25 protein-coding genes are annotated in these 26,588 nt (G+C 47.2%); 14 read left to right on the forward strand and 11 right to left on the reverse strand.

Going from position 1 to position 26,588, the window contains the following annotated elements:
* Positions 1 to 16: 16 nt before the first annotated feature.
* From GK108_RS08920 to GK108_RS08930, 3 genes are all read right to left on the reverse strand, one after another.
* Positions 17 to 616: a bifunctional nuclease family protein gene (locus tag GK108_RS08920; protein ID WP_163946087.1), complete on the reverse strand. Its 600-nt coding sequence runs from the start codon at positions 614 to 616 to the stop codon at positions 17 to 19.
* A gap of 79 nt (positions 617 to 695) precedes the next feature.
* Positions 696 to 1,658 carry an electron transfer flavoprotein subunit alpha/FixB family protein gene (locus GK108_RS08925; RefSeq protein WP_163946090.1) on the reverse strand — a complete coding sequence of 321 codons (963 nt, stop codon included), beginning with the start codon at positions 1,656 to 1,658 and terminating at the stop codon, positions 696 to 698.
* Between the two features lie 110 nt (positions 1,659 to 1,768).
* On the reverse strand, positions 1,769 to 2,506 hold the full coding sequence (locus tag GK108_RS08930) for an electron transfer flavoprotein subunit beta/FixA family protein (RefSeq protein WP_163946093.1): 738 nt from the start codon (positions 2,504 to 2,506) through the stop codon (positions 1,769 to 1,771).
* A gap of 169 nt (positions 2,507 to 2,675) precedes the next feature.
* Here GK108_RS08930 and GK108_RS08935 point away from each other — a divergent pair, with 169 nt between their 5' ends.
* Positions 2,676 to 3,005, forward strand: coding sequence for a tetratricopeptide repeat protein (locus tag GK108_RS08935; protein ID WP_163946096.1), 330 nt, complete (start codon positions 2,676 to 2,678; stop codon positions 3,003 to 3,005).
* A 52-nt stretch (positions 3,006 to 3,057) separates the two neighbouring features.
* Here GK108_RS08935 and GK108_RS08940 read toward each other — a convergent pair whose 3' ends face one another.
* Complete coding sequence (locus GK108_RS08940) at positions 3,058 to 3,876, reverse strand: hypothetical protein (RefSeq protein WP_163946099.1); 819 nt, start codon at positions 3,874 to 3,876, stop codon at positions 3,058 to 3,060.
* 236 nt (positions 3,877 to 4,112) lie between these two features.
* Here GK108_RS08940 and GK108_RS08945 point away from each other — a divergent pair, with 236 nt between their 5' ends.
* The 8 genes from GK108_RS08945 (at position 4,113) to GK108_RS08980 (ending at position 12,437) form a co-directional block, all read left to right on the forward strand.
* Positions 4,113 to 4,928 carry a DUF6597 domain-containing transcriptional factor gene (locus GK108_RS08945; RefSeq protein WP_163946102.1) on the forward strand — a complete coding sequence of 272 codons (816 nt, stop codon included), beginning with the start codon at positions 4,113 to 4,115 and terminating at the stop codon, positions 4,926 to 4,928.
* 559 nt (positions 4,929 to 5,487) lie between these two features.
* Positions 5,488 to 6,102, forward strand: coding sequence for a DinB family protein (locus tag GK108_RS08950; RefSeq protein WP_163946105.1), 615 nt, complete (start codon positions 5,488 to 5,490; stop codon positions 6,100 to 6,102).
* 45 nt (positions 6,103 to 6,147) lie between these two features.
* The gene (locus GK108_RS08955; RefSeq protein WP_163946109.1) at positions 6,148 to 6,588 is read left to right on the forward strand and encodes a nuclear transport factor 2 family protein; all 441 of its coding nucleotides are present in this window, start codon (positions 6,148 to 6,150) and stop codon (positions 6,586 to 6,588) included.
* Positions 6,589 to 6,660: 72 nt separating this feature from the next.
* Positions 6,661 to 7,209 (forward strand): hypothetical protein, encoded by a 549-nt coding sequence (locus GK108_RS08960; protein WP_163946113.1) that lies wholly within the window; start codon positions 6,661 to 6,663, stop codon positions 7,207 to 7,209.
* A 334-nt stretch (positions 7,210 to 7,543) separates the two neighbouring features.
* Entirely contained in the window at positions 7,544 to 9,043 is a 1,500-nt protein-coding gene (locus tag GK108_RS08965) for an ankyrin repeat domain-containing protein (RefSeq protein ID WP_163946116.1), read from the forward strand.
* Positions 9,044 to 9,045: 2 nt separating this feature from the next.
* A complete protein-coding gene (locus tag GK108_RS08970) occupies positions 9,046 to 9,540 on the forward strand; it encodes a DUF2271 domain-containing protein (protein WP_163946119.1) in 495 nt (164 codons plus the stop codon).
* A 14-nt stretch (positions 9,541 to 9,554) separates the two neighbouring features.
* Positions 9,555 to 11,753 (forward strand): PepSY domain-containing protein, encoded by a 2,199-nt coding sequence (locus GK108_RS08975; RefSeq protein WP_163946122.1) that lies wholly within the window; start codon positions 9,555 to 9,557, stop codon positions 11,751 to 11,753.
* A gap of 168 nt (positions 11,754 to 11,921) precedes the next feature.
* Positions 11,922 to 12,437 carry a hypothetical protein gene (locus GK108_RS08980; protein WP_163946125.1) on the forward strand — a complete coding sequence of 172 codons (516 nt, stop codon included), beginning with the start codon at positions 11,922 to 11,924 and terminating at the stop codon, positions 12,435 to 12,437.
* Between the two features lie 134 nt (positions 12,438 to 12,571).
* On the opposite strand, the gene GK108_RS08985 is transcribed toward GK108_RS08980, so the two are convergent.
* The gene (locus GK108_RS08985) at positions 12,572 to 13,558 is read right to left on the reverse strand and encodes an FAD:protein FMN transferase (protein WP_163946128.1); all 987 of its coding nucleotides are present in this window, start codon (positions 13,556 to 13,558) and stop codon (positions 12,572 to 12,574) included.
* Positions 13,559 to 13,729: 171 nt separating this feature from the next.
* Here GK108_RS08985 and GK108_RS08990 point away from each other — a divergent pair, with 171 nt between their 5' ends.
* Positions 13,730 to 14,728, forward strand: coding sequence for a SlyX family protein (locus GK108_RS08990; protein WP_163946130.1), 999 nt, complete (start codon positions 13,730 to 13,732; stop codon positions 14,726 to 14,728).
* A gap of 54 nt (positions 14,729 to 14,782) precedes the next feature.
* Here the strand turns inward: GK108_RS08990 and GK108_RS08995 are convergent, their stop codons facing one another.
* From GK108_RS08995 to GK108_RS09020, 6 genes are all read right to left on the reverse strand, one after another.
* On the reverse strand, positions 14,783 to 15,964 hold the full coding sequence (locus GK108_RS08995) for an NRAMP family divalent metal transporter (RefSeq protein ID WP_163946133.1): 1,182 nt from the start codon (positions 15,962 to 15,964) through the stop codon (positions 14,783 to 14,785).
* Between the two features lie 85 nt (positions 15,965 to 16,049).
* Positions 16,050 to 16,523, reverse strand: a complete 474-nt coding sequence (locus tag GK108_RS09000; RefSeq protein WP_163946137.1) for a Dps family protein — start codon at positions 16,521 to 16,523, stop codon at positions 16,050 to 16,052.
* Between the two features lie 91 nt (positions 16,524 to 16,614).
* On the reverse strand, positions 16,615 to 17,565 hold the full coding sequence (locus GK108_RS09005) for a sugar phosphate isomerase/epimerase family protein (protein ID WP_163946140.1): 951 nt from the start codon (positions 17,563 to 17,565) through the stop codon (positions 16,615 to 16,617).
* A 92-nt stretch (positions 17,566 to 17,657) separates the two neighbouring features.
* On the reverse strand, positions 17,658 to 18,395 hold the full coding sequence (locus GK108_RS09010) for a class I SAM-dependent methyltransferase (RefSeq protein ID WP_163946143.1): 738 nt from the start codon (positions 18,393 to 18,395) through the stop codon (positions 17,658 to 17,660).
* Between the two features lie 26 nt (positions 18,396 to 18,421).
* Positions 18,422 to 19,540, reverse strand: coding sequence for a hypothetical protein (locus tag GK108_RS09015; RefSeq protein WP_163946145.1), 1,119 nt, complete (start codon positions 19,538 to 19,540; stop codon positions 18,422 to 18,424).
* A 68-nt stretch (positions 19,541 to 19,608) separates the two neighbouring features.
* Entirely contained in the window at positions 19,609 to 23,388 is a 3,780-nt protein-coding gene (locus GK108_RS09020; RefSeq protein WP_163946148.1) for a hydantoinase B/oxoprolinase family protein, read from the reverse strand.
* 224 nt (positions 23,389 to 23,612) lie between these two features.
* Between GK108_RS09020 and GK108_RS09025 the strand changes: the two genes are divergently transcribed.
* From GK108_RS09025 to GK108_RS09040, 4 genes are all read left to right on the forward strand, one after another.
* Complete coding sequence (locus GK108_RS09025; protein ID WP_163946151.1) at positions 23,613 to 23,969, forward strand: DoxX family protein; 357 nt, start codon at positions 23,613 to 23,615, stop codon at positions 23,967 to 23,969.
* 98 nt (positions 23,970 to 24,067) lie between these two features.
* On the forward strand, positions 24,068 to 24,388 hold the full coding sequence (locus tag GK108_RS09030; protein WP_163946154.1) for a nuclear transport factor 2-like protein: 321 nt from the start codon (positions 24,068 to 24,070) through the stop codon (positions 24,386 to 24,388).
* Positions 24,389 to 24,410: 22 nt separating this feature from the next.
* Positions 24,411 to 24,935, forward strand: coding sequence for a class I SAM-dependent methyltransferase (locus GK108_RS09035; RefSeq protein WP_163946157.1), 525 nt, complete (start codon positions 24,411 to 24,413; stop codon positions 24,933 to 24,935).
* Positions 24,936 to 24,966: 31 nt separating this feature from the next.
* Complete coding sequence (locus GK108_RS09040; RefSeq protein ID WP_163946161.1) at positions 24,967 to 26,583, forward strand: Na+/H+ antiporter; 1,617 nt, start codon at positions 24,967 to 24,969, stop codon at positions 26,581 to 26,583.
* The last annotated feature ends 5 nt before the right edge of the window (positions 26,584 to 26,588 follow it).

Here is a 26,588-nt window from a genome sequence, read left to right on the forward strand (position 1 = left end):
TTACGTATATAAGAAATTAATTTCGCTTGCTCATCTCGTCGCGGATTTTAGCAGCCCGCTCGTATTCTTCATTGCCAAGGGCTTCATCAAGCATCCGTTGTAGTTCTTCCGAAGAAGCATTTTTTAGCTGATCGCCGAATGAGCGGTTAGATGGACGATTTGGCGACTTTACCAATTCTTCCTGCTCATCGTCTTCCTCATCGTTCGAACTTGCCGTAATACCAGCTTCAGATAAGATTGACTCGTTGGTATAAATCGGTACGTCGAAGCGAATACCAATAGCGATGGCATCGGACGGGCGGGCATCGATAACTGATTCGCGAACACCGTCGAAACAAACGATTTTGGCAAAGAAAATACCTTCTCGTAAATCAGAAATGACAATTTCGCGTACTGTAAACTTAAATTGTTCAGCAAACTGTTTGAACAAGTCGTGCGTCATTGGCCGATTCGGGACAATCTTTTCAATCTCGATGGCAATGGCTTGTGCTTCAAACATGCCGATGATAATCGGTAACCGTCGGTTACCATATTCTTCTCCCAACACCAGCGCAAACGAACCTGATTGCGATTGGCTGGGCGACAGACCTAATATTTCCAGTTTAATCTTATCCACGGCGCGAATTTAGCAATTTTTGGTCGTTTGTAGACGGTGAGAATAATCCATTTTATCAATTTTCACCGTCTACGAACCACTACAAAGCTTTCACCGCCTTTGTTAGCCTTGGTAATACGTCAAACACATCGCCGACAATACCATAATCAGCTGATTTAAAGAAGGGTGCTTCGGGGTCTTTGTTGATAACAACAATTACCTTCGAGGAGTTTACACCCGCCAAATGTTGTATAGCACCGGAAATGCCACAAGCGATATATAAGTTGGGGCTGATTTTTAAACCTGTCTGGCCAACGTGTTCAGCGTGTGGACGCCAGTCCAGATCGGACACGGGTTTTGAGCAGGCAGTGGCCGCGTGCAGTGCATTGGCCAGATCTTCCACAATACCCCAGTTTTCCGGACCTTTCAGGCCACGCCCGGCCGAAACCACTACGTCTGCTTCGGGCAATAATACGTCGCCGGAGGCTTTTTCTGAGCCTTTAACGGCTATCGCAAAGTCTTTATCATTCAATGCTGGCGTGAACGCTTCAACAGGAGCGGTAGCTTCTGACTCCTCTGGCGTGATTGTGTTTTTCTTGATGGCCAGAATTTTTACATCGGCTTTGAGATCATTATAAGCGAATGCTTTGCCGGTGTATATGCTGCTTTTTACGCGAAAACCGTTCGATAAATCGGGCAGTTCAACTACGTTGGCAGCCAGCGCAGCCTTTAGTTTCCCGGCCAGACGGGCCGTCATCGCATCGGCTAATGAGGATTTGGCCAGTACAATTACGTTGGCGCCTTCCTGCTGGGCAGCTGCGGCAACAACTGATGCATAGGCCATACCATTTGGTTCAGCCAGCTTACTGTCGGCTGCATGGAGAACTTTAGTGGCTCCAAAACGCCCGGCCGATGCTAATTCGGTATCACTAGCCTCACCAACAATGATAGCGGTTGCGGTTGTACCAGTCTGTTCGGCAACCTTTGCACCGTAAAAAATAGCTTCCTGCGACGATTTTTTTAGTTTACCCTCGTCAACTTCGGCAAATATGAGAACTGACATAGAACGATCGGTTTGTGGTTTATGGCACTTCGTTTATGGCTCTTGGACAAGGTGCTGAGCGAATCAATCAGCCTTATACTTTGAAACATAAACCAGCAGCCAGAAACGGATTATATGACTTTAGCTTCAGTACGTAGTAATTGAATCAATGTTTCGGCCTGATCGGCTGGAATCATTTTTACCGCTCCACGGGGCGCTGGCAACTCGTAGCTGGCAACGGTTGTCAGCTTGTCGGTTCCAGCAGGCTCTACAACTTTTAGCGGCTTTGTCCGGGCAGTCATAATGCCTCGCATATTAGGAATCTTCCATTCAGCAATAGGCTCCTGACAGCCTAACACGAGAGGTAGTTTGGCTTCGAGTTGCTCTTTGCCGCCTTCGATTTCCCGAGTTATTTTGGCCGTATCACCATCAATATCTAGCTGCATAACGGGCGATATAGACGGTAAACCCAGCATTTCGCCAACGATCCCATGAACCTGACCACCATTATAGTCGATCGATTCACGACCCATCAGAATAAGATCATAGTTATTTTCTTTCGCAATAGCAGCGATTTGTTCGGCCACGAAATAAGCGTCAGTCGGTTCAGCATTGACCCGGATGGCATCATCGGCACCAATAGCCAGACATTTACGAATTACCGGCTCAGAGTCGGCTTCTCCTACGTTGAGTACGGTTACCGATGCCCCCGTTTTCTCTTTTAATTCAACGGCTCTTGCCAGTGCGTAGTCGTCGTATGGGCCAGTGATAAATGTTACCCCTGCCTTATTTAATTTAGTATTATTGTCCGTAAAGGCAATTTTGGTAGTGGTGTCGGGCACACTCGTCACGCACACTAAAATTTTCATGGTACTTGGGGTTTTGTTTGAATAGAATTGGAATAGGTGGCAGTGCAGGCACCATAAACTTATTTCGCCGGTTGCTCTGCCATTAGCCCTGCTAAATCCCTAATTTGGCGGCTAAAATACAAACTGTGTTAAATAAAAGTATGCATGCATACTATTTTTTTATTAACGGATGAATAACGATCGTATCCAACAATTAATTCGATTTGTACAGGAAGAACCGGGAGATCCCTTCAATGTTTATGCCCTGGCGATGGAATATGTGAATGGGCAGCCTCAACAGGCCAAGGTTTATTTTGACCAACTTCTGACCCAGCATCCTGATTATTTACCAACGTATTACCATGCAGCGGCTTTATACGCTGACCTGGACGAGCGGGATCGGGCCGCCGAATTATATGAAACAGGCATAGCCTTAGCCCAGGCGCAAAATAACCAGAAAACACTGTCGGAGCTGCAGCGAGCGCAGCAGGCATTTGACGATGATGAAGATGAGTGGTAATCAAAAAAAGAATACTCTAGCATAAGAGCTGGGGCATTTCTGTTGTACCGTACTAGTGTCTTTTTCTTTTCGTCCGGTTCTGTTTTACCTGCTCCTGCTTGAACAGAATCGGTACGCTGGCTATTTCGGGAACGTTGTAAGTCAGGGCTAGAAAGCTGGCGTTGGCCACTTTAGGTAAGTAAACGAACCCACGTACCGATTCGCCAGCGGCTAGTGTATTTTCTTTCAAGGCTAATTCGCGCCAGCGATACTCTTCATAATCGTATTGCTGCATCCGATTGGCGAACGTACCATAATCGATCGCTCGTTTGATCGCAATGCCCTGATAGGCAGCATAATGAGCCGCCTGCTTATTGGCAAATTCACGATACGTTCGACTATTGCCCGATGAGGAAACATCGGAAGCAATGGCGGCAACCATCAACACAGTATTGAAAACCTTGGCTCGTTTCAGGCGTTTTTCTTCCTGTTTTCGTTTCATTTTTACCCGCCCGGCTTCATAGGAAGGGTTGGCCGCCAAACGTTCAAGAGCAAGACTCTGGTTAATGGGATCGGTTAATGTATCCTGCGAGGCACCCAAAGCCACAAACCGAAAATCGGCCGGATTGACAACGATAGGATGGTCTGTTTGATTTTTTACCTCAATATCTAACGTAACAAATTCCATGTCCTCGCGCTCAAACGACGCGACTACACCTACACCATGCTGTTGGGCTTTTGTAACGGGACGCCCATCGATCATCGCCACATCGCCGGAAACCGGCTCGAGCCGATACGTAGTGGTTGGACTGACCGTAGGAGCACAGCTGCTTAATGACCCAATAAGAATGGTAGCTGCCAGAATATAGCGAAGACAGGAAAAATAGTTCATGGCCAGATGGATTGATTTGGCTTGCTCTGCTACGGTAAAGTTACGGATTATATACATGCAACAACTTTAGTGACTGTCGGTTTTATCAAGATGCGCTAATCCGAACATTGGTTGCAGGCACTTTACAATTGACTAACCATAGACGCCTTATGACCGATTAATAAAAGGTCAGTATTGCATGGACCGAAATACCCCGTAAAGTGACAACTTGAGTACATAGCGCAATCCACCCACCCATGTACTATCGCAAATTCAGTCCATCGTCGCATCTGGCACCGTATATCGAGTGCTATTACGTTTGGGAGAATAAGCCCACGTTAGCACAGCCGATACGTATTGAGTCGCCACCTACCGGCTTCGTGTCAATGGTTTTTAACTACGGCGATGCCTATACTGTAGATAACGGCAGGCACGAAGTATTGAGAGTTCCACCGGCTTTTCTGACGGGGCAGGCTACGCAAAGCTACAAGCTGGACATTAGCGGTCGTATTGGTATGATTGGGATTGTTTTTAAGCCAGCCGGAATCTCGACCTTGTTTGGCTTATCGATGTACGAATTTGCGGATGACCGCGTCAATCTGGAGGATGTGTTTGGTCGGCCAATGACCCAACTGCGGGAGCAGATTCTGGAGGCAGCCCATACGGATCAGCGCGTTCAACTGCTCGAACAGTTTCTAAATCGTCAACTGCTCAAAAAAGGAGATTCGTTTGATCGTACCGATTTTATTGCCAATCTGATCGTTGACCGGAAAGGGATCATCAATATCAATGAGCTCACCAACGACTTGTATGTCTGTCGGAGACAGTTCGAGCGACAGTTTCTGCATAAGGTAGGCGTTAGTCCTAAATACTACGCCCGAATTCGTCGAATAAGCTACCTCTGCGCTCAATTGGCCCGTCAGCGCTGGAAAGTGGCCGACTGGCACGATCTGATTTATACGTGCGGTTACTACGACCAATCGCACTTTATTCGTGAGTTCACGCAGTTTACGGGCAAGCGACCAACGCTCTACATAAAAGACAATCTGGAGTTGACGAACTATTTGTCATGAGCTTTAAAGGACTGCGTCGTATACCATCTATTGACGAAAACACTACGTTGGTTGGCTTATCAGCGATACTTCCTGATTGAGGATGCCCGTCATGTACTGTTAATTATAAGGCAATCGTCAGCTGGAACACAGAACAGACACCTACCGACGTATCGAACGCTACGTTAGCTGAGCCACTAATGTCATACCGTAAATCCGGCAGCCTGTTAACGGATTCGCTATGAATGAGCAGTAACAGTGCGTAACGTAGTAACGTACTATCTTGAAAAAGAGGCTGTTTGCTGAATTGAAGACTGGCGAAACACTGGATTATAGAAAGCTTTAGTTCCTCGGCTAACTGCCGATACGGTGCTACGTATCAATGGTTTCCCGATCCGATAATGTCGCATTTTTACAATCTTCCCCGATCTACGCTCAATAGCTTTGTTATCAGTACGCTGCAACACGCCGACTGATTATAGAGTGCCAAACGGTATTCTTTTTCTGGCGTTTGCTGATGACGTACTGCTCAGGAAGCTCATTGGCCGCTTCTGTATCTACATCATTCTGTAAATCTGCAATGAAAACACTACTGATTTCCGTATTGGTTACGTTGGCGGTTTCGGGTAGTTATGCCCAGAAACTTTGGACCGAAGAAGACCGGAAATACACGGTCGATAATCTCAAACGTACTCGCGATGATCTCACCCGCGAAGTTGAAAACCTGAGTGATACGCAGTGGCATTTCCATGAATCGCCTGATCGGTGGAGTATTGCCGAAGTGGTTGAGCATCTGGCCCTCTGGGAAATTATATGGGCGCGCGAAATCAGTATTGGCAGCCGGAATACACCACAGCCAGAACTGATTAAAACCAGCCAGCCCGATAGCTATTACCACGAATTTATTATGGAAGAAAAGGCTCATGTTTCGCCCGATATATCGCGGCCGACGGGCTACATTAAGGGGAAAGACAATCTGACGTTTTTCACAAGGCTGCGGAATCAAAACATTGCGTTTGCCGAAAAAACGGACGCCGATATGCGGGCTTGTTTTGAGTTTACGGCCACAAAATCACCACGTAACATGCATCAGGTATACATTTATCAATGGGGGCATGTGGATCGACATATGCGTCAGATCCGCAAGATTAAAGCACATCCTGCTTATCCCAAAGCAGAAGCGCTGGCTAAATAGAGCCACCATCAAGTCTATACATCGCTTCAACTAATCACTAAACAGATGGAAACACAAACTAAAGCTTCGCTGACAGAACAAACCCGTAAAGGGGCCTGTCTGGCATTTTTTTCGGCTTATCAGGATCTGGATACAGCTCGAATGATACAGCTCGCTACGTCCGATGCTACGGTGTATTTTATGCCGATGGGCGAAGACGGAAAAGGATCGTTATGGGAGTTTGGCAAGGCCGTCTGGCAACTGATTATGGATAGCTTTCCCAATGTCGATAATACGGTGGATAGTATGAAAACTGAGGGCGATACCATCATTGCCAAGGTAACAATTTTCGGTACACAGGCCCAGGATTTTATGGGCATTTCGAATCAGGGACTCTCTTTCAATAGCGATCACGTATTTGTGTTTCGGTTCAATGAGGCCGATCAGATTACGCATCTGGATATCAATTGGGACCACGCTAGCTTCGGCAAGCAGTTAGGCGCTTGAAAACAATTTGAGCAGAACCCACTCACTCGATAAGGAATAGTTCTATGTATTACTTAAACTACATGATAAGTTATGGCAGGAGCATTGAGTAGAGAGCGAACATGGGCAGGGTTTGTTTTTAAATCGTCTGGAGATTTGGTTGCTGTAGGTTATGAGTCGCACACTGGTGTGATGTGGCGTTTAGATGATCCTGTTCATAACGTATTGACATTTACCTGTAAAAACTTTCGATTGGGAGCCGGTTTGGGAGGTAACTTCGGTTTGGGCCTTATCATTTTCTTTAATTGCAGGTATAATTTGGGGTATATAGAACAACAGTCGTTAGGGCATGGATGGGGATTCAGCGTCGATATACCCGTCGCATCGGTTCAGAAGTACACAAAGCTGATTAAGGATCTTAAAGACATGAAGGAGTACTATGAAATAATTACAAAAATTCAGGATCTGACCGCTGTTGTTGCTGACATCTGGGCCGCAGAAGAACGCCCTGGCAACAATCCGATCATCCATGTTGCTTTTGAACGTAGTATTGGTTTGTCGGCAGGGGTGATGCGAAGTTTTGGCGGTAAAATCGATATTCGAGCTCTTTATGGGAGAAACGGATATATCGAGAATTTTTAGTCTTTTTTAGTAATTCGTTCGCACAGAATTGGTACATTACAGAAAAGCTTTTTCGATTAATTGAAAACTATATTTTCTCAGGACGACTGCCCATATGTCGTTATATAGGCGCTGCTTTAATGCTTACCCGGATAAGCTTTGTGCTAACAAAGCCTCTTTTGAATTTGCCAGGGCTCTGGATGATCGTAGTAGTTGTCAGATTTCATCTTAAAAAGGCATTAATCAATTTTTTTTTGGCCTTATTTAGACTGGATCTTATTAATTTGCAGGCGCTTTGCTTTTGAACTTAGATTGACGCACGCTCAAAAGCAATTAATGCTCTTATTGTGTCAGCATGAAAAAACTAGCTGTTGCTCTTTTTACACTCATTACCTTATCTGCTCAGGCGCAGAAAAATACACTGCTCGACCAGTCGTTCTGGCAAAGTAAACCCGATGTGGCTCAGGTGAAGACCGAAGTTGAAAAAGGAAATAATCCATCCCAACTCAATCCTTCAGGGTTCGATCCCGTCGTATTGGCCATCAATGTAGGCGCACCTAATGAAACGGTTAAATACCTGCTGGAACAGCCGGGTAATAACGTATCAAAACTGACTCACGACGGGCGGATTTACATCCACTGGGCGGCCAACAAGGGCAACGTAGAGCTGATGGAATACCTGCTCAGTAAAGGTTCGAAAGCTAATGTGGAAGACAATCATGGGATGACGGTCCTGAACTTTGCCGCTGCTGGTGGGCAATCGAATACGCAGGTATACGATTTGTGTCTGAAAAACGGTGCAAACCTGAAAAAAGATCTGAACCATGATGGGGCCAATGCGCTGCTGATTGCCATTGCCAACGATAAAGAGCTGAAACTGACCGATTATTTCGTGTCGAAAGGATTGGACCTGAAAAGTACCGATGCGGCTGGGAATAACGCTTTTAGTTACGCAGCTCGGGGCGGCAATATCGCTACGATGAAAGCTTTATTGGAAAAAGGCGTACCGGCTCAGGATAATGCGTTTATTATGGCTAGTCAGGGGTCGCGCCGGGGGCCTAATTCGCCGGAAGTATTTAACTATCTGGAAAGCCTGAAGCTGAAACCAACGGTCGTTAACAAAAATGGTGAAAATGCGCTGCACGCCATTGTTCGTCGCCCTCGTCAGAACGAACTCATTCAGTATTTTCTAAGCAAAGGTGTTGATGTAAATCAGGCCGATGAGGAAGGCAATACGGTATTCATGAATGCAGCTGCCTCGAATCGTGACGTAGCGGTGCTGGAAATGCTGGCTCCGAACGTGAAAAATATCAATCAGGCCAACGAGAAAGGCGCAACAGCGCTGGCTATGGCCGTAAAAGGGAACTCGCCTGACGTAGTGGCGTATCTGATCGATAAAGGTGCCGATGTGAACGTAACAGACAAAGCGGGGGATAACCTGGCGGCCTATCTGATTCAGTCCAATGCGGCAGTTGGTAGTGCTCGGGGTGAAGGCGGTCCGGCGAAAGATGAGTTCACGGAGAAATTGACAATTCTTCAGCAAAAAGGCCTGAACGTAAAAGCTCCCCAGAAAAATGGCAATACCTTGTATCATTTGGCCGTGGCTAAAAATGATCTGGGGTTGATGAAAAAGCTGGAACCGCTTCAGATTGATGTTAATGCCAAAAACAAGGAGGGTATTACGGCTTTGCACAAAGCGGCTATGGTATCGAAAGACGACAGCATTCTGAAATATCTGTTGTCGATAGGAGCTAAGAAAGACATTGCTACCGGCTTTAAAGAAACCGCCTTTGATCTGGCCAGTGAAAATGAATCGCTCTCGAAAGGCAATATCTCCCTTAATTTCTTAAAATAAGTATGTCGGGTTTACAGAAAATTGGTTTGCTGTTTCTGGCGCTAACGATGGCCGGATCATCGGTGTCGCTGGCTCAGCAATCGGGCACCTCGTCCTACAAGTGCATGATCCAGATGACCAATTATATGGGCGAAGGTGCCTATATCGTTGTGTCGCTTATTAACGGGAAAGGTGCCTACGAGAAAACACTTTACGTACTTGGCTCGAATAAAAAGTGGTATCCTGACGTAAAGGAGTGGTATAAAGCACTGGGTAAAAAAACACCTGCTGTCAGCGCCATTACTGGTGCATCGGTGGCCGGAGGAGATCGCAGTGTTGTTCAGCTCGACATCGATAATACCAAGCTAAACAAGGATTATAAAATACGGTTTGAAAGTGCGGTTGAGGATAAAGAATATTACGTAAAAGACCTCGAAATACCGCTCACCACCGAAGGTATTTCGGCCAAAAGCGAAGGCAAAGGCTACATTCGTTACGTTCGTTTCAGCCCCAATTAATTGAGGCCCACTCTATGACCATTTCTGTTTGGAGATACAGCCACTTAGCTCTGGCTGTATCTTCTTTTCTTTTATTGATACTGGCGTCTGTTACGGGTATAATCCTGGCTTTTGAACCCATTTTGCAGGAGACGCAGCCGTATCGTGTCGAAGGGTTTTCTGACATTAGGCTGGCACAGACGTTACCAGTTCTCAAAAAAAACTTCTCTGAAATCAGCGAACTGACTGTCGATGCTCATGGGTTTATGCAATTGACAGGCAGAAGTGCTGATGGTAAAAATCTGACTGTCTACGTCGATCCGCGAACGGGCAGTATATTGGGCAAGCCTACGCCACAAAGCGAGTTTTTCCAGTGGGTAACAGCGCTGCATCGATCGTTGTTTCTGAAAGAAATTGGTCGGTTTTTTATTGGCTTAACGGCGTTCTTACTGGTCTTGATTACCGTGTCGGGAACTGCCCTGATTATCCAGCGACAACGCGGGCTGAAACGGTTTTTTACACGTATCGTTCGGGATAATTTCGCACAGTATTACCACGTAGTACTGGGTCGCTTATCGCTCATCCCCATTTTTGTTATCGCCTTGTCGGGAACGTACCTGTCGCTGGCTCGGTTCGAATTGGTTGGCTCAACAAAAATTATGTCGTCCGATGTTGATCTTGATGCCATCCAGTCGAAACCCAAACGGCAACTGGCCGATATACCCGTATTGCAGCGTACAAAATTGGCCGATGTGCAAAGCATAGAGTTTCCGTTTTCGGATGACGTAGAGGATTACTATACGCTCAAACTCAACGATCGTGAATTGACCGTGAATCAGGTCACTGGCGATATTCTGACCGAAACGCCGTACCCAACCGCTACGTTGCTGACTAATCTAAGTCTGGATTTGCACACAGGGCGCGGAAATGCTGTGTGGGCCATTATTCTGGCTATTGCGGCTGGTAACATTCTCTTTTTCATCTATTCTGGCTTTGTTATTACGTTCCGACGCCGGGCAAACAGAGTCAGAAATAACTATACGGCCGATGAGAGTCGGGTTATTATTCTGGTGGGTTCGGAGAATGGAAGTACATTCCAGTTTGCCCGACTGGTGCAGGATCAACTACTTAAACAGGGCCAAAAAGTTTATCTGGCCGAGTTAAACCAGCATACAACGTTCCCAAACGCCGAACACCTGATTGTTCTGACTGCTACGTATGGGTTAGGCGACGCGCCGACCAACGCCAGCCGATTTGCTACGTTGCTCAGCAAACAGCAGCAGGGGCGGTCAGTACGGTATTCGGTGGTGGGATTTGGCTCGCGCTCGTACCCTGACTTCTGTAAGTTTGCGTTTGAGGTCAATCAGTTGTTATCCAAACAGTCGTGGGCGATCCCGCTGGTGGATATTCATACCGTCAATGATAAATCGCCGGACGATTTCAGTCTGTGGGCCGAGGCCTGGTCGCAACAGGCTGATTTGTTAATTACGGTTTCGGCAGATCAACTGAACGCGAAGGAAATTCCACTGGAAACGCTCACGGTGACTGCCAATTCCCGTACAGCTCAATCGGATGGTACGTTCCTGCTTCGTTTGCGTACCAAACGACTACGTAACGTAGCGTCTGGTGATTTACTGGCTATCTATCCCGCCAACGATCACCGTGAGCGACTTTACTCAATTGGCGTAGTTGATAAGGAATTGCAACTAAGTGTACGTCTACATCCTTATGGGCTGGGGTCAGGTTTTCTACACGCACTAACGCCCGGACAAACGCTACAGGCTCGTATTGTAAGCAATACCCATTTTCATTTTCCGCAGGAAGCTCCGGCCGTTGTCATGATTTCCAACGGTACGGGGATAGCCCCCTTTTTGGGTATGGTTAGTGAGAACAGGCGGAACGTACCTTGTCATCTCTATTGCGGTTTCCGGTCGACGGCGTCGTTTGCTAAGTATCAGAAGTTTCTGGAAATGAGCCAGGCGGAGCAGAAAGTAGCAAGGCTGCACCTTGCCTTTTCGCGGGAAGGAACAAAGCAATACGTTAGCGATCTTATCGCCAGCGATGCTACGTTTATTGCGGATGTGTTGGCTACCAGGGGCGTACTGATGATTTGTGGATCACTGGCTATGCAAAAGGACGTACTGGCGCTGCTTGAAGAGGTCTGTCAGAATAAGCTGGGCAACAGTGTTAGTCTGTACCAATCTCATGGGCAGATTCTGATGGATTGTTATTAATGGAGAGGGACTTGAACTGTCTGTCTCACTTTTATGAGTTAAGGGCACGCTCTTTTTACATTACTTGCTCAGACTTTAATTCATGAAACTTCACCCACCATGATGATAAGAGCTATTACAAGTATACTATGCTTATTCTTGATGTTGGCGTGTCAACATCATACAAGTGTGAAGGAAATTCGAAATTTGCCAATGGATAGCAGCTTAGTAATTATTATGGAAGCAACAGCTCTTCTTAGCGATTCATGTCTTCCAAGTTGTTGGCCACGTAATTTTTTAGATAAAAAGATAGAACCCCATTATATCGGTTACATAAGACAAACAAAGCCTAACCTGTTAATGCGGGTGATGGGGCGACCATTACACATAGATGTTGATAAATCCTATTTGGATTTAATAGAGGAAGCTGGCAAAAATACCATTGAAAGTATTGGCCAACAGGAATTAAAAACGCTTTCGAACCAGCGAGTGCACCTGGAATTAGCTGATTTTTTGCCTAGAGAACTGAAAGACAATGAGTTGGGGTATCTTAATGTGTCGCATGTAACGGTCAATTCACGACAGGATCAAGCTGTATTCTTTTATGAGTTATCTGGTGAAGTAACACTGAGCTGGATAGTTTGTCTGAGAAGAACGAATAGTCGATGGTATATTGACTATAAAAAACGTTTAGCAATAAGCTAAAAAAGTTTTATTGATCTGTAATGCCGCCTTTGACAAAGCGGGCCGTCTGGCGGTTTTAAACGTTGTCAACGATGATAGCTGACGGCATGTTCCACCTTTACAAACCCATTTACGCATCAATAAGGTAATTAATTCTATAAACGACGCTGCTTGATTGGCAAATCGGGCGATGAGAAAATCTGGCCGTCGTCAGTGATCAGAATATACTGATAATCGGGTTGCTTTTTGAGTAGTTTCAGGCCAGCTTCTTTACCTAAAACCATAACCGACGTGCTGAAACCATTGGCGATTTCGGCACTGGGCCCGAAAACCGTTACGCTGCTGAGGCCCGTTGCCGGATACCCGGTTTTGGGATTAATAATGTGAGCGTATCGCTTCCCGTTAAACAGCACAAATTTTTCGTAACTCCCCGACGTAACGACGGACGACTGACGTAGTGGAATAATTGCGAAAATCGTATCGCGATGAAGTGGGTTCGTAATGCCGATCGTCCAGGGCTCTCCGTTGGGTTGCCTGCCCCAGGTACTCATATCGCCGGAACCATTCACGATACCCGCCTGGACTCCCTGCGCCAGCATCATATCGCGGCAGCGGTCGGCAGCATAGCCTTCGCCCAGAGCACCAAAACCAATTTTCATTCCTTTCTTTCTGAGGAAGATTGTCGACTTTTTTCGATCCAGAACAATGTTCTGATAGCCAACTTTCTCAACGGATTTTTTAACGGCTTCCGGACTGGGCATTTTTGTCATCGAACCGTCGAATTTCCAGATTCGGTCCATGGCGGCAAAGCTGATGTCGAAAGCACCATTGGTGATGGTCGATAAATGAAGTGCCCGCTCCGTTAGTGCAAACACTTCAGGATCTACTTGTACGGGCGCAATACCAGCCTGTTTATTAACCGCTGAAATCTGCGTAGTGGGTATCCAGTCTGAAATCAGGTTTTCAATCCGGGTTACTTCGGCAATAACGGTATCGATACGTTGTTCGGCGGTCAGCGCATCATTGGCTACAATCGTGATGTCGAATCGGCTACCCATTAATTTGACGGTTCGTTTTCGCTGGACCTGCGCAAGGGTACTGAATCCTGAAAAAATCAGAAAGAGAAAAACCCACTTTTTCATGCTGCAAACATCGACACTATTCTCTCCAATGCCTGAAGAATAGCGCAAAAAATAGCATGAACGTCAACCGGCTTGTCACTTAAAAAGTAATATGGCCTACCGTAAACGAAAAACTCAGCGATCAAATTTGAAATTTTGTATCTTTATTGCCATATCCAAAACCAATCTTGTATGAAAATTTCTACACTCGCTATAACTACACTCGCTACAGGTTTAACGTTGAGTGGCTTTGCACAAAGTCAGGTTATTACTCCTGACAATCAGGTGGTAAGCTTTCAGTCTGTGAACGGGATCAATAACCTTGTGATTGGGCAAAGCGCTACGTTCAATACGTTTATGGGTAGTCAGGCTGGGCAGGGTAATACGTCTGGTATGTACAATACGTACTTTGGCTATAAAGCGGGTTTCCCCAACACAACAGGTAGCCATAACACCTTCGTTGGCTATGAAGCGGGCTTGTTAAATACCGACGGTAGCGACAATGTATTTATTGGATATAATGCCGGGCAGAAAAATCAGCGCGGTAGCCGCAATCTGATCATTGGCCCCAATGCCGGGTTTGATTCGATGGATGGAAAAGACAATACGTTGCTGGGTGCTAATGCTATCGGGGTTGGTGTTGGCTTATCGAATGCAACGGCTATTGGAGCGAATGCGCGTGTTTTAACCAGCAATGCCATGGTGCTTGGTAACAATGTTAACGTCGGAATCGGTACATCGGCTCCTCAGAATCGCCTGGAACTAACGGCGGGTGTTGATGGACGTAGTGGCCTTCGGCTAACGAACATGACGGCTAATTCGCAGGCGTCGGAAACCAGCGTTGGTAAATTCCTGACCGTAGATAATAAGGGCGACGTTACGTTAGCTGGTCGGCTTTCGGCAGTGGCGATGCAAGTGCAGCCAAAGTCAGAAGACCAATGGGCCGACTACGTATTTGAGCCCAATTATCAGTTGCAGTCACTAACTGAAGTAGAGCAGTACATCCAAAAGAATAAGCACTTGCCAGGCATTCCCAGTTCAGAAGAAATGGTTAAGAAAGGGGTTGATCTAACAACGTTGTTATCGATCATCGTTAAGAAAAATGAGGAGTTAACTCTGCACGTAATTGAACAGCAAAAACGGATTGAGCGCCTGGAGCAACAGAACCGCGAATTGATGAAAAAGAAATAATAAATTAGTAAGATATAGAAAGGGCGCGAATGCAACTTCGCGCCCTTTCTATATTTATTGAGTTATCAGCCAGAGGTTGCGAAGTCCCAGAAAAGTTGTAACAATTACAACAATAAGCATCAATATGTTTTGCCATATCGAGTTACGGTATTGAGCGGGAAGGATTGTTTTGTTGTTAACTGCAATCAGCAGGAAAACCGTTACAACAGGTAGCAAAAGACCGTTGGCGGCCTGCGCCAAAACAATAACAGGTACCGGTTTAACACCCAATAAGCCGAAGGTCAACCCAAACAGGATAACCAGCAGCCAGACAGCCTTGTAGGAAAGTGAATGTTCCGACCATCCTAGCAAACTCTTAGTGGTTACGGCAGCTGCCAATGGCGCCGTTAAACAGGACGTAAAACCTGCTGCAAACAAACCGAAGGCAAACAAAGCTCCTGCCCAGTTCCCTAATCGATAGCTAAGCGCCTGTTCAATCTGTTGAAAGGAAAAATCGCCGGTGACCAACGTACCAGCTACTAAAATGGACATCGAGGTCAGGCCACCAATCAGAACGGCCAGTGTAATACCCCAGCGCATTTCTGATAAAGATTGATTTTGCCCGATGCCAGAGCCTAGAAACAGGTTATATGGAACAATGGTCGTACCAATAAGGCCAATTATCAGCACGAGTGAGTTGGGTGGGAGAGAAGGAGAAACCATGGCATGCAGAACAGGCTGTGGACCCGGCGATACGCTCAGGGCTACGTAAGCGAAAGCACCACCCATTAAAAAAACGATAAGCCCCAAAACATTGGCAATAAGCTTGGTAGAGCCTCGCCAAAGAAGAACAATGCATAAGAGACCGATCAGTAAAGTGATTAACTGAGAGGAGCCAGTGGTCAGCAGCACTAACCCCGACATTGCCCCTAATATGTTGCCGGCCTCATAGGCGGCACAACCAAGGGTTACGGCTCCCGCAAGAGCAATCATAATCCATCGGATTCGTGAGCCATAGGTTTGCGTTAATATTTCCCCCAGACTCAGCCCCGAAGCAATCGTAACGCGTGCCGCTGCTTCCTGGAGAATAATGGTGCCGAACGTTGAAAAGGTAAGTGCCCAAAGTAATTGTAAGCCAAAACGAGAGCCGGCCATCGCACAGGTAGTTACGGTGCCAGGACCAATGAACGCGGCCGAAATAACCGACCAGAATAAAACATTGCCGAGACCGGCACGTAGGGAAAGAGACTTGGGCACGAGTGAGTGGGGTGTTAATTATGAAGCGTGATGAATATAGGAAATTATCCCGTATTCATCACGCTTCATAATTAACGCTACTCTTTTACGAAAGGTACTTGCGAAGCATCCAGGCCATAGCTTCGTGGTCTTCCATAAGCTTGGTCAGGAAATCGGCCGTACCGGCATCGTTGAGTTCTTCCGAACATTTATCGACATCATCGCGGAGTTCACGAACGATCTGTTCATGATCCGAAAGCAAGTTTTTGAACATCTCTGCTGTGCCGTTGACTTTGCCTGTATCTTCTTTCAGGCTGGTATTATGGATGAACTCAGCCATAGTAGCCAGAGGTTTACCACCCAGCTGGCGAATGCGTTCAGCCACTTCGTCGATTTCTGCTTCGATGGCTTTGTATTGGCTCTCGAAAAACTTATGGTATTCCATAAAATTCGGACCAGCTACGTTCCAGTGGTATTTGCGGGTTTTGATATACAGTACGTGTAGATCAGAAAGAAAGTCGTTCAGCAGCGTGTTGTCCTGTTTGAGGACATCTTCATCAAGACCAATATTGGGTTGCATAATAACGTGAGTTTGGTATGTTAATAAAATTCCTTGTGCGCACTGTGCGTACTGCTCAGGGGAATAACCACCAAGTATCCCGTTTGTTTTGTTATTTAAGCAAGCTGCCTAATACAGATCTGGTATACATCAAATCTTGTTTGTGGGCTTCTACGGGTCCCATTGTGTTTGGCGAATTAGCTTCCAGACATTGCTCCAGGACCAGCAGCGGACGAACGTTCTGAGCAGTTAAGTAGTTGGCAAGGCGCTGATAATCAATGTCGCCGTTGCTAAAGGTTTCCTGCCAGATCCCTTCTTTCGATTGCCGGATATGTAGCTCTACAATGCGCTTGCCATATAGTTTCACCACGTCGAATAAAGCTACCTGCGAGTTGCCCGAACCCCGATACACCCAGTGAGCATCCAGACAAAGTGATACGTTCTTGTGATCGGTTGCCAGTAGCATGTGGTGAAATTCGCGGGCCGCCTGCCGATGTTCGGGGGCATGGGTATGATAAGCCAACGTAATGCCACGTTTTTGTAATTCAGCTCCTAAGCGGTCGAGATTTTTGGCCTGCTCCAGTAAATCCGCGTCGGATTTGTCGTCGGTACTTCCCCATTTTATTGGACTGGGATTGGTCACAAAAATACGGGTCCCGGCAGGTTTTGCCGCTTCGGCAATGGCCAGAACGGACTCAATGGATTGCTGGGCTTCGTCGGCTTTGTGGAGCGTACTGTTTACGTACAGCGACGGCATACTGAGCTTATATTTTGCCAAATAGGGCAGTAGCTTTTTAACTTCATCAGCACTGGTAAAAGCAGGCTCGTAGGCTGTAAAGCCTGCCTTTGCGTATTCCGTAAGGGAAGCGTCGGGATCGGCCATCCAGGTTTTATTCTGCCGACCATAGAACGTTACCCAGGAATAGGAGTTACACGAAACAGGAAAAGTGGGGGCAGCTGAATAAGACTGCCCGACTGTTAGGGTAGGTCCAACAGCGACTCCGGCCACAGCTGCTAACGAAGTTAAGAATTGCCGACGCGACGATTGCTCTAAAGAATCCATATGATACAGATCTACGGTGAAGTATATCGAACAAAGCAAAGGCCTATGGCAAACTTACCGTTCCCATGCGTAGATTAACCAGAGGAATTGGCCTACTTTTTACCAACAATGCCCGATGCGCAACCGAAAAAATAGCTGGTTGAGTGGCAGTGAAGACCGGCTTCCTGAAAGAGTTGCTGAACCTGTTTGGCGCTCTTAAATAGCGTGCAGTAAATCCCCAGCATGCGATACGTTTCTGGATTGCCCAGAAATAAAGTACCCAGAATGGGAATAATCTGGCGCAGATAAAACAGGTAAGCGATACGTAACAGAATTGGCCTGGGGACCGATACTTCGATGCAGGAAAATTGCCCAGAAGGTTTTAAGATCCGATAAATTTCCTTTGCTAACAAGCTGATTTGCTCTTCGTTGAATGTTTTCAACCCAAAGGAAACAACAACGTGGTCGGCCGACTGATCGGGCAACGTACTGGCCAGCACATTCTGTTTTTCGAGGTTGATCGTATAGGTAGCAAATCGGTTTCGCTGGCGTTTCTGGTGGGCGTAACGGAGCATGCCGTCGCTAAAATCAACACCGATCAGCGTACCGTTCGGACCCATTCGTTGGCAGATATAATCCCAGGTTTCGCCCATGCCTGTCATGAGGTCAACCACTACGTTACCCGGTTGAATCGCAAGCTCCTGAACACACTGCCGTCGCCACCGATTGGAGAAACCAAACGACGTTATGGTATTCATGCGCTCATACGTCAGACTCATTTCATTAAAGAGATCCTGCACAAACGCAGGGTCATAAATCGAGTCAGGCGATTTGGCTTTCTGGAAAGACAAACTAGTAGGCTGGTAGGAGGAAATAATTAACGGATGAAATGTAAGGATTTCCCGTCGTAAATGCCAAGTCCGTCGTATTCTGCTAGAAAGACCAGAGCACCGTTTGGCGTAAACTCCATTTTTAAAACATTCATAGGTGAGCCCACGGCATTGTGTCGACCACTACCCCATTTAAGTTGAGGTTTAAGGACATTCTTCCATTGGTTAATATCACCTAGCGTGGCCTTTAAACGGCCTCTAAAAATGCCATTCTGAGAGTAGAAATAAAGGCAATTATTCAGAGCATTATAGGTAATCGGGCCAATTTGATGCCCACCTGTCCAAGTGATCCATTTTTCAACTTTACCAGTCAGTTTATCACTACCAACATTAACCGGTGTTTCAACATCTTTAGACTCCAGAATAGAGTAAGCGACGTTATCCGTGAACTTAACAATACTTCCATGGGTGAGACTAATATGAGATAAGCCGCCAGACATATACACATGGCCCTCTGCTTCACAAAAACCATCGACCGGATTCATGGCCATATTAACTGCAGCAGTTTTGAGCGGAATAAATGTTTTTTTGCGTGTATCAAAAGCAAACACATCTCCACCCCATTCGCCATGATCGAATCCAAGCCATAGCTTATCCTGATGATCGATGAAACAGGTTGGTGCATGAAACCAACCATTTTTATAACGAACGTAACTATTTTCAGAAAGAGAATCCGCTGGAAAATAGCATTTGCCGGTTTCTATGTCAACAATGCCCAGGTTGGTTACCCCAAAGCACGTATTGTGGCTATTGAAGATAATATTGGTTAGTTTATTCGTCGTACGACCGATGGTGAGCCAAACTTTTTGCTGGTTGTCATATTGCCTGATTGTATGGCTGGAATCGCCAATAACGATATTCTCTTTACGATCTTTCGTCAGAGCGATTATAGGCGCATCTGTTGCTATGGTTGAATCGACATAATTTTCGGAATGTAGATTACCTACCATGACGAATCCTTTAGAATTGAGTAGCCAAACCTGATTGCCATCAATAACAAAATCGCTGTATGTAGTTGGCTTAGGCTGATCTGCCTGTGCGTATAGCTGGAATACGGTCTGCATCCAAGCGGATAATAACACTAACGTTCTATAAAAAAGAGACATAAAGCTTCCGTTTTTTAATGTGAAAGTTGTCGTGTTTCAAGGCGAACTTTACAGCCAAATTACCACAATTAGCTAACTCCGCCACCTCCCGGTGTTTCGATACGTATCCGCTCGCCGGGTTGCATGGCTCGTGTGAAAATCCCCGGTAAAGCTTCCTGGTGGCCGTCTGTAAAAATCAGTGTTTGCTGGCCTGTTTTCCCGGATTCTCCGCCGTTAAGACCGTAAGGGGCTACGGTACGATGCTGGCTTACCAACGTGGCCTGTACGGGTTCCAGAAATTCAATGTCACGGATAATTCCGTTACCACCACGCCATTGTCCCGAACCGCCCGAACCACTACGTATGCTAAACTGATGCAGACGTACCGGATAGCGTCGTTCCAGTTCTTCGGGGTCGGTGAGTTTGGTGTTGGTCATGTGTTGGTGGACAGCACTACGTCCATCGGCTCCAGACGTAGCACCGGCGCCCCCGCCAATGGTTTCGTAATAGCCGAAGGTCGAATTGCCAAACAGAAAATTATTCATCGTTCCCTGACTACAGGCCGCTAAACCTAACGCTTTCAATAACGTATCGACCAGCCGCTGACTTACTTCGGTATTGCCACCAACTACCGCCGGACATTGGCTGTAATCGTCGGGGAAAATCGGGTTCAGAAACGATGAGTCGGGCAGAATGAACGTAACGGGTGTCATCAACCCTTCATTGAGCGGAATATCTTTCCCGCACCATAGCCGCAATACGTACAGCACGGCGCTGTATAAAATGGAAATATTGGCGTTCAGATTATTGGGATGAACACCCGACGTACCCGTAAAATCGAACGTAACACGACCCTCCTCAATACTGATTTTTGCGTGAATAGTATGTCCATCGTCGAGGGATTCTTCGGCCTGAAACGTTTGTCCGTTCAGCGGTTGTAAAACGCTGGTAATAGCAGCTGCTGCCGATTGATGCAGTCGTTGCATGTATTCATGCGTAATCGACAGACCGTATTGACGAACCAGGTTTTGCAGAGCTGTTTCGCCCGCCCGTAGCGATGCCAGAGCCGCTTCAATATCGGCCCGGTTTTCGGCCAGGGCGCGGGTAGGGTAGAGGCAGTCCGTAAAGCGCGAGGCTACGCCACCGGCTGCGTTGTCGCTACTTGCTTCCCACAAAAATTTACCGGCTTTTACTACGTATTGTGGTTCTAGCACAACGCCTTCTTCCACCAGCGACGTAGCATCGGGCGGCATCGATCCCGGCACTTTACCGCCTATTTCGGCGTGATGAGCGCGGTTGATAACGTAACCGATCAGTTCGTTGGTATCGCTAAAAACACCACTCAGCAGCGTTACGTCGGGCAGATGGGAGCCACCGTATTTGGGGTGATTGGTAATAATCACATCGCCCGGTTCGAGCGGGAGTTTTTCCAGGACCAGCCGCGCACAGATGCCCAGACTACCCAGGTGTACTGGAATGTGGGGGGCGTTGGCTACCAGTTCGGCTTTATGATTCAGGAGTGCACAGGAGAAGTCAAGCCGCTCTTTTACATTGACTGAAAACGCCGTTCGCTGTAACTGTGCGCCCATTTCTTCGGCAATCGCCCGAAAGCGTTGCGTAAATAGTTCGAGCTGAATGACTGCATTGCTTTCCTGGTTGTCAGACGATAGAGCATTATCGTCAATATCGGCGATGTAATCAGCTACTACGTTCTTATCTGCCTGTACAATCACTCGCCAGCCGGGTTCAATAAAGGCCGACGACGTAGTGTTTAACAGCAACGCTGGCCCCCGGAACGTATCGCCTTCCTGCAACTGCATCCAGTCGTAAGCCGGGTACGTATCGGTTTCAAACGCTGGGACTGCGTGCCGGTGCGTAACGGGTGCGTCGCTGGTGCTACGTTCCTGATCCGTTGTGCTCACAAGTACCCGAATACTCTCGACTTCTATAGCGCGGTTGGCCGGATAGTGGCCGTATAAATGCTGGTATTTCTGCTGAAAATCAGTTTCGATCTGGTTGCTGAACGGCACATCGATCGTTGACTCCTGACCCGACATCCGCAGAAACACAGACGCTGATTTTAGTCCGATCGACGTAACGTTACCAATATCCTGTCGTAACTGTTGGGTAGCCTGCTCAGTCAACTTATCAAGCAATTGATCTAAGTCTGATTCAACTACTTCCAGCGGACGTAGCACCGATTGCGAAGCCATCCGCTCAATCTGGGCCTGACCAATACCGTAGGCACTCAGCAAGCCACCATCGAACGGTAATAGCATCTGTTCCATACCCAGTAGTTGGGCGATGGCGCATCCGTGAAGGCCACCTGCTCCGCCGAAAACAAGCAATGCATACTCCTTGGGATCGAACCCCTGCGATACGGAAATCTTTCGGATAGCCCCGGCCATTGTTTCGTTGGCGATACGTTCGAAGCCACGTAGTAATACCTGCGCATCAGGCTGGTTGCCCGTTTGGGCGGCAATTTTGTCAATGATCTCATTCAGGGCGGCCTGTGCTTTTTCGGGAAAAACCGGAATACCAAACTGCTTTGGATGCAGTTTGCCCAGCAGCAAATTGACATCGGTGATAGTCAGGGGGCCGCCCGCTCCGTAGCAGGCTGGCCCTGGGTTTGCTCCCGCACTGTGCGGACCAACCCGTAACTGCCCCGAAGCGGCTCCGTTAGGTGTGGTACCAGCGAGTGTCGCACCGTGTTCTTCGAACCAGCAGATTGACCCGCCCCCAGCTGCTACGGTTTCGATCGCTAACGACGGAAGCTGTAAATCGAACAAGCCAATTTTTGTCGTGAATCGATAATCGGGTTGCTGCTGAATCCGTGCTACGTCGGTGCTGGTGCCACCCATATCGAGTGTCAGAATTGGCTGGTCGTTGGCAACCGTAGCGGCCCCGATGACGCCCCCAGCCGGGCCACTCAGCAAGCTATCTTTCGCCTGAAACAGATCGGCGCGTACCAGGCCTCCGGCACTGGTCATGATACGTAGTGCATTACCCGCGCTCAACTGTTGCTGGACATTGTCGAGATACGACCGCATGACGGGGTTTAGGTACGCGTTTACAACCGCTGTTTGCGTGCGCGATACGTATTGCGGGGCTGTCGATACGTCGGTCGAAAGGGTTATGTAGTCAAAACCAGCTTTCGTAAGAGCTTCCCGGAGCTTCTGTTCGTGGACGGGATTTCTGTAGGCATTCAGCAGCGAAACGGCAATGGCATCGGGTTTTGTTTGCCGAAGCTGGTCCAGCAACGTAGTTATGGTATCGTCAGTTAACGTAGTGAGAGGATGCCCATCAGCGCTGATACGTTCCTCTATTTCCAGCACCGAATTGTAGAGAACGTCGGCGGGCGGAATAGCTAGTTGAAAGAGGTTCGGACGTTGCTGGGTACCTATTTTAAGCAAATCGGCGAAGCCTTTCGTCACCAGCAACGTAACGCATCCACCTTTCCGCTCCAGCAGCGCGTTGGTACCTTTCGTGGTGCCCAGTCGCATGTTGAGCGTCGGAAACGGCTGGTCAAGCGGTGTTTTTGTGAGAAGACGCGTCGCCAGAATCGGTGCTTCTTCGCCGGTAAACAGTTCGACTGTATAGGATTGATGGCTGAATAGCGTGTTACTAATTTCCAGCGAACCGTCTAAGCTCAGAGAAGAGATGACAAATACGTCGTTGGTTTCGATTACACGAAGTTGATAACCGTCGAAAATTGGAGCAATAAGCCACGGGGCTACTAGTTTACCGTTGATAAGCTGGCCACGTAGTCGACTACTACTGAGTACTTTAGTTCGGTGTAAGTTGCCTTCGGTATCCAGCGCCAGTCCGTCAGTAAACGTACCGCCCGTATCAATCCATACTTTCCACATGGGAGTCTGCTATCGTTTTGCGTAAAATTCGCTAAATGCGGGCAACTATTCCTGGTTTCAACGGGGAAGTTTTGGCATGCAGATAAATCGGGCTTTGCTAATTCGACTGGCAAAGCAGGTTTATCAAAAAGCCTTCTAGCAAATTCAGCGATCTGTTTGTCATCGAAAAGTCTTAAGTTGGTATAATTTTTTGTTTAAATTTCTTGCTAAAAACTACACTACGTATGATTCTTAAATTGATCAATTCGATTTTGATGCTGGTGGCCGTCTATATGGGTTTCAAGCAAGGCTGGGCCATGATGTCGGGAAAAGCCGAAATGCTCGAGATGTTTGGCAAATGGGAATTCAGTAAAACCGGCGTTGCGGTGCTGGGCTTTGTCACACTGCTCAGTGCCGTACTGATTATTTTCCCGAAGACCTTTGTTTGGGGTAACTTTCTGATGGCCAGTACTATTTTGCTGATCATCTGTTTCCACCTACTCGACAAAGACATGAAAGGGGTTGGCATTGAATTACCTTTTCTGCTGCTGAACCTGATTATTATTTACTTACAACATCCGTTTAAAGACGGCTTTAAATGAGGACGATAGCCTTAATGATGCTGATGACGGGTTTTATGACCGTTGTCGCTTGTGGACAATCTAAACCAAAAAATAACGTAACAAAAACCACCACAACTATGGATACCAGTAAACTAACCAATGCCACCGTTAAAGCTGCTTTTGATGCCTGGCAGGCAGGCGATGCCGCTCGTTGGTCATCGTTTTTTACATCGGACGCTAAACTTTATGATGATGGGAACGCCCGCGATTTCCATCGGTTTGTAAAGGAAGCCTGCGGCCATGAACGTTTCACCAGCATTGATAAAGTGGAAGATGACGGGAAAGCGATCTACGGAAACTTCCACACGCAGAGCTGGGGCGACTTTAAAACGTATTTTAAATTTTATCTTAACGCGGACGGTAAATTCAACCGGCTCGATATTGGGCAGGCCAACTAATAACCGACCGTAGCATACGGCTATGCAGTTACAAGATGCAATTGATTTGATTGGGTCCGAGGCTATACCTGGCAACGTGCCTCAGGTTTGGGCCGATCTGGGTTGTGGAAGCGGCTTGTTCACGCAGGCACTGGCTTCTTTTTTACCCGATGGCAGCCAAATCTATGCTATTGATCAGCAACGGCAGTATGGCCTGAAAGTATCTGGCAATCGGTCGGTCGATATTGAGTTTATTCAGGCAGATTTTGAGAGAAATCTGCCTGAATTGCCTTTGCTGGACGGCGTATTAATGGCGAATTCGCTGCACTACGTTGCCGATAAACCGCGCTTCCTGAAACAACTCAAAAAACAGTTTTCAGCGGAAGCCCGTGTACTGATTGTGGAATACGAAACTACCCAATCGAATCCGTGGGTGCCTTATCCGGTTACGTTCAGTCAGTTGCAGCACTTATTTTCAGCCATAGGATTTACGGCTGGCCAGAAACTGGGTGAACGGCCATCGGCGTACCGGCAGGGGAACATGTATGCTGCCTTGCTACACCCATAGCACCTTCTTTGTCTACTCTGCCTTCATATCTATGCATCATAACCTTTTACTGATTCTTGGCTTATTATTTTCGGTGTTTCTGCTGGTCATGGTAGCCCAGCGGATAAAAATTGCTTATCCAATCTTTCTGGTTCTGGCAGGGCTGGGTATCAGCTTTATACCTGGCATTCCTCGAATGCATCTTGATCCGGATGTTATTTTCCTGATTTTTCTACCTCCACTTTTATACGAAGCCGCCTGGTACACCTCCTGGAATGAATTCTGGAAATGGAAACGACCCATTGCCTTACTTGCTTTCGGGCTGGTGTTTTTTACCTCCACAGTAGTGGCTTATTCCAGCGTTGCACTAATTCCCGGTTTTACCCTGGCGTTAGGCTTTTTGCTGGGTGGTATTATCTCTCCTCCCGATGCTGTAGCGGCCGCCACGGTTATGAAAGGACTGCCCGTTCCGAAACGGTTGATGACCATTCTGGAAGGTGAAAGTCTGGTGAACGATGCCTCTTCCCTGATTGTGTTTCGGTTTGCGCTGGCGGCTGTTATGACTGGTTCTTTCTCAATGGAGGAAGCCACCGGACAATTCTTTTTAGTAGCGGGCATGGGCATCGTTGTCGGTTTGGCAGGGGCTCATATCATGTATGCTGTTCACCGGTTTTTGCCCACCACGCCTGCTATTGATGCCGCTCTCACTATTATGACGCCCTACATATTGTTTCTGGCTGCTGAACAATTTCATTTTTCGGGCGTCATGGCTGTTGTCAGTGGAGGGTTATTTATTTCGTATCGTTCGCACGAAGTGTTTCAGACGGGCAGCACCCGGATGAATATGCTGGGTGTATGGACAACGTTGATTTTTGTGATGAATGCCCTTGTATTCGTCCTGATTGGATTGGCCTTGCCGGATATTGTTGACGGGCTGGGTAATTATTCTATTGCCGATGGGATTAAGTATGGGTTGATTATCAGCGCTATAACAATAGTGCTTCGGTTTCTATGGGTATTCCCGGCTTCGCACGTACCGCGCTGGCTAAGTGCTACGATTCGGAAGGAAGGATCGCCGGGTTGGAAAGGGCCGCTAGTTACGGGATGGGCCGGGATGCGTGGTGTGGTGTCACTGGCAACGGCTTTATCTATTCCTGAATTGATGAACGAAAACGGAGTCCCTTTTCCACTACGTAGTTTAATTATTTTCATCACGTTCGTTGTCATTTTTATTACGTTGGTCGTGCAGGGACTGACGTTGCCCTTTATTATTAAATGGATTAAGATTGGAGAAATCGATCAGTATGCTTCTGAACATGAACAGCGGACGGGGATTCAATTGCGGTTAAATCGTGTAGCGCTCAAGCGATTGAATGAGAAATTCTCGGCAGAAGTAGCAGCCAACGAGCTGGTTGGCTTATTGGTGAAAGATCTCCAGCACCAGACCGACGTAATCCAGCAGCGGCTGGACTCGCTGGAGTATGATGGAGCGGAAAAAGAGGAAGAGCGTATTGAACACTATAACCACGTCCTGCTGGACATATACGCCCAACAGCGTAAAGAACTTTTTGCGATGAGACAGAACAAGCTTTTTACGGATGAGGAAATTCGTAAAGCTGAGCTTCAGTTGGATATCAATGAGTTGCGTATCGCCGATGCCGGTCACTGATGGCG

Source organism: Spirosoma terrae (assembly GCF_010435915.1).
Taxonomy (GTDB): domain Bacteria; phylum Bacteroidota; class Bacteroidia; order Cytophagales; family Spirosomataceae; genus Spirosoma; species Spirosoma terrae.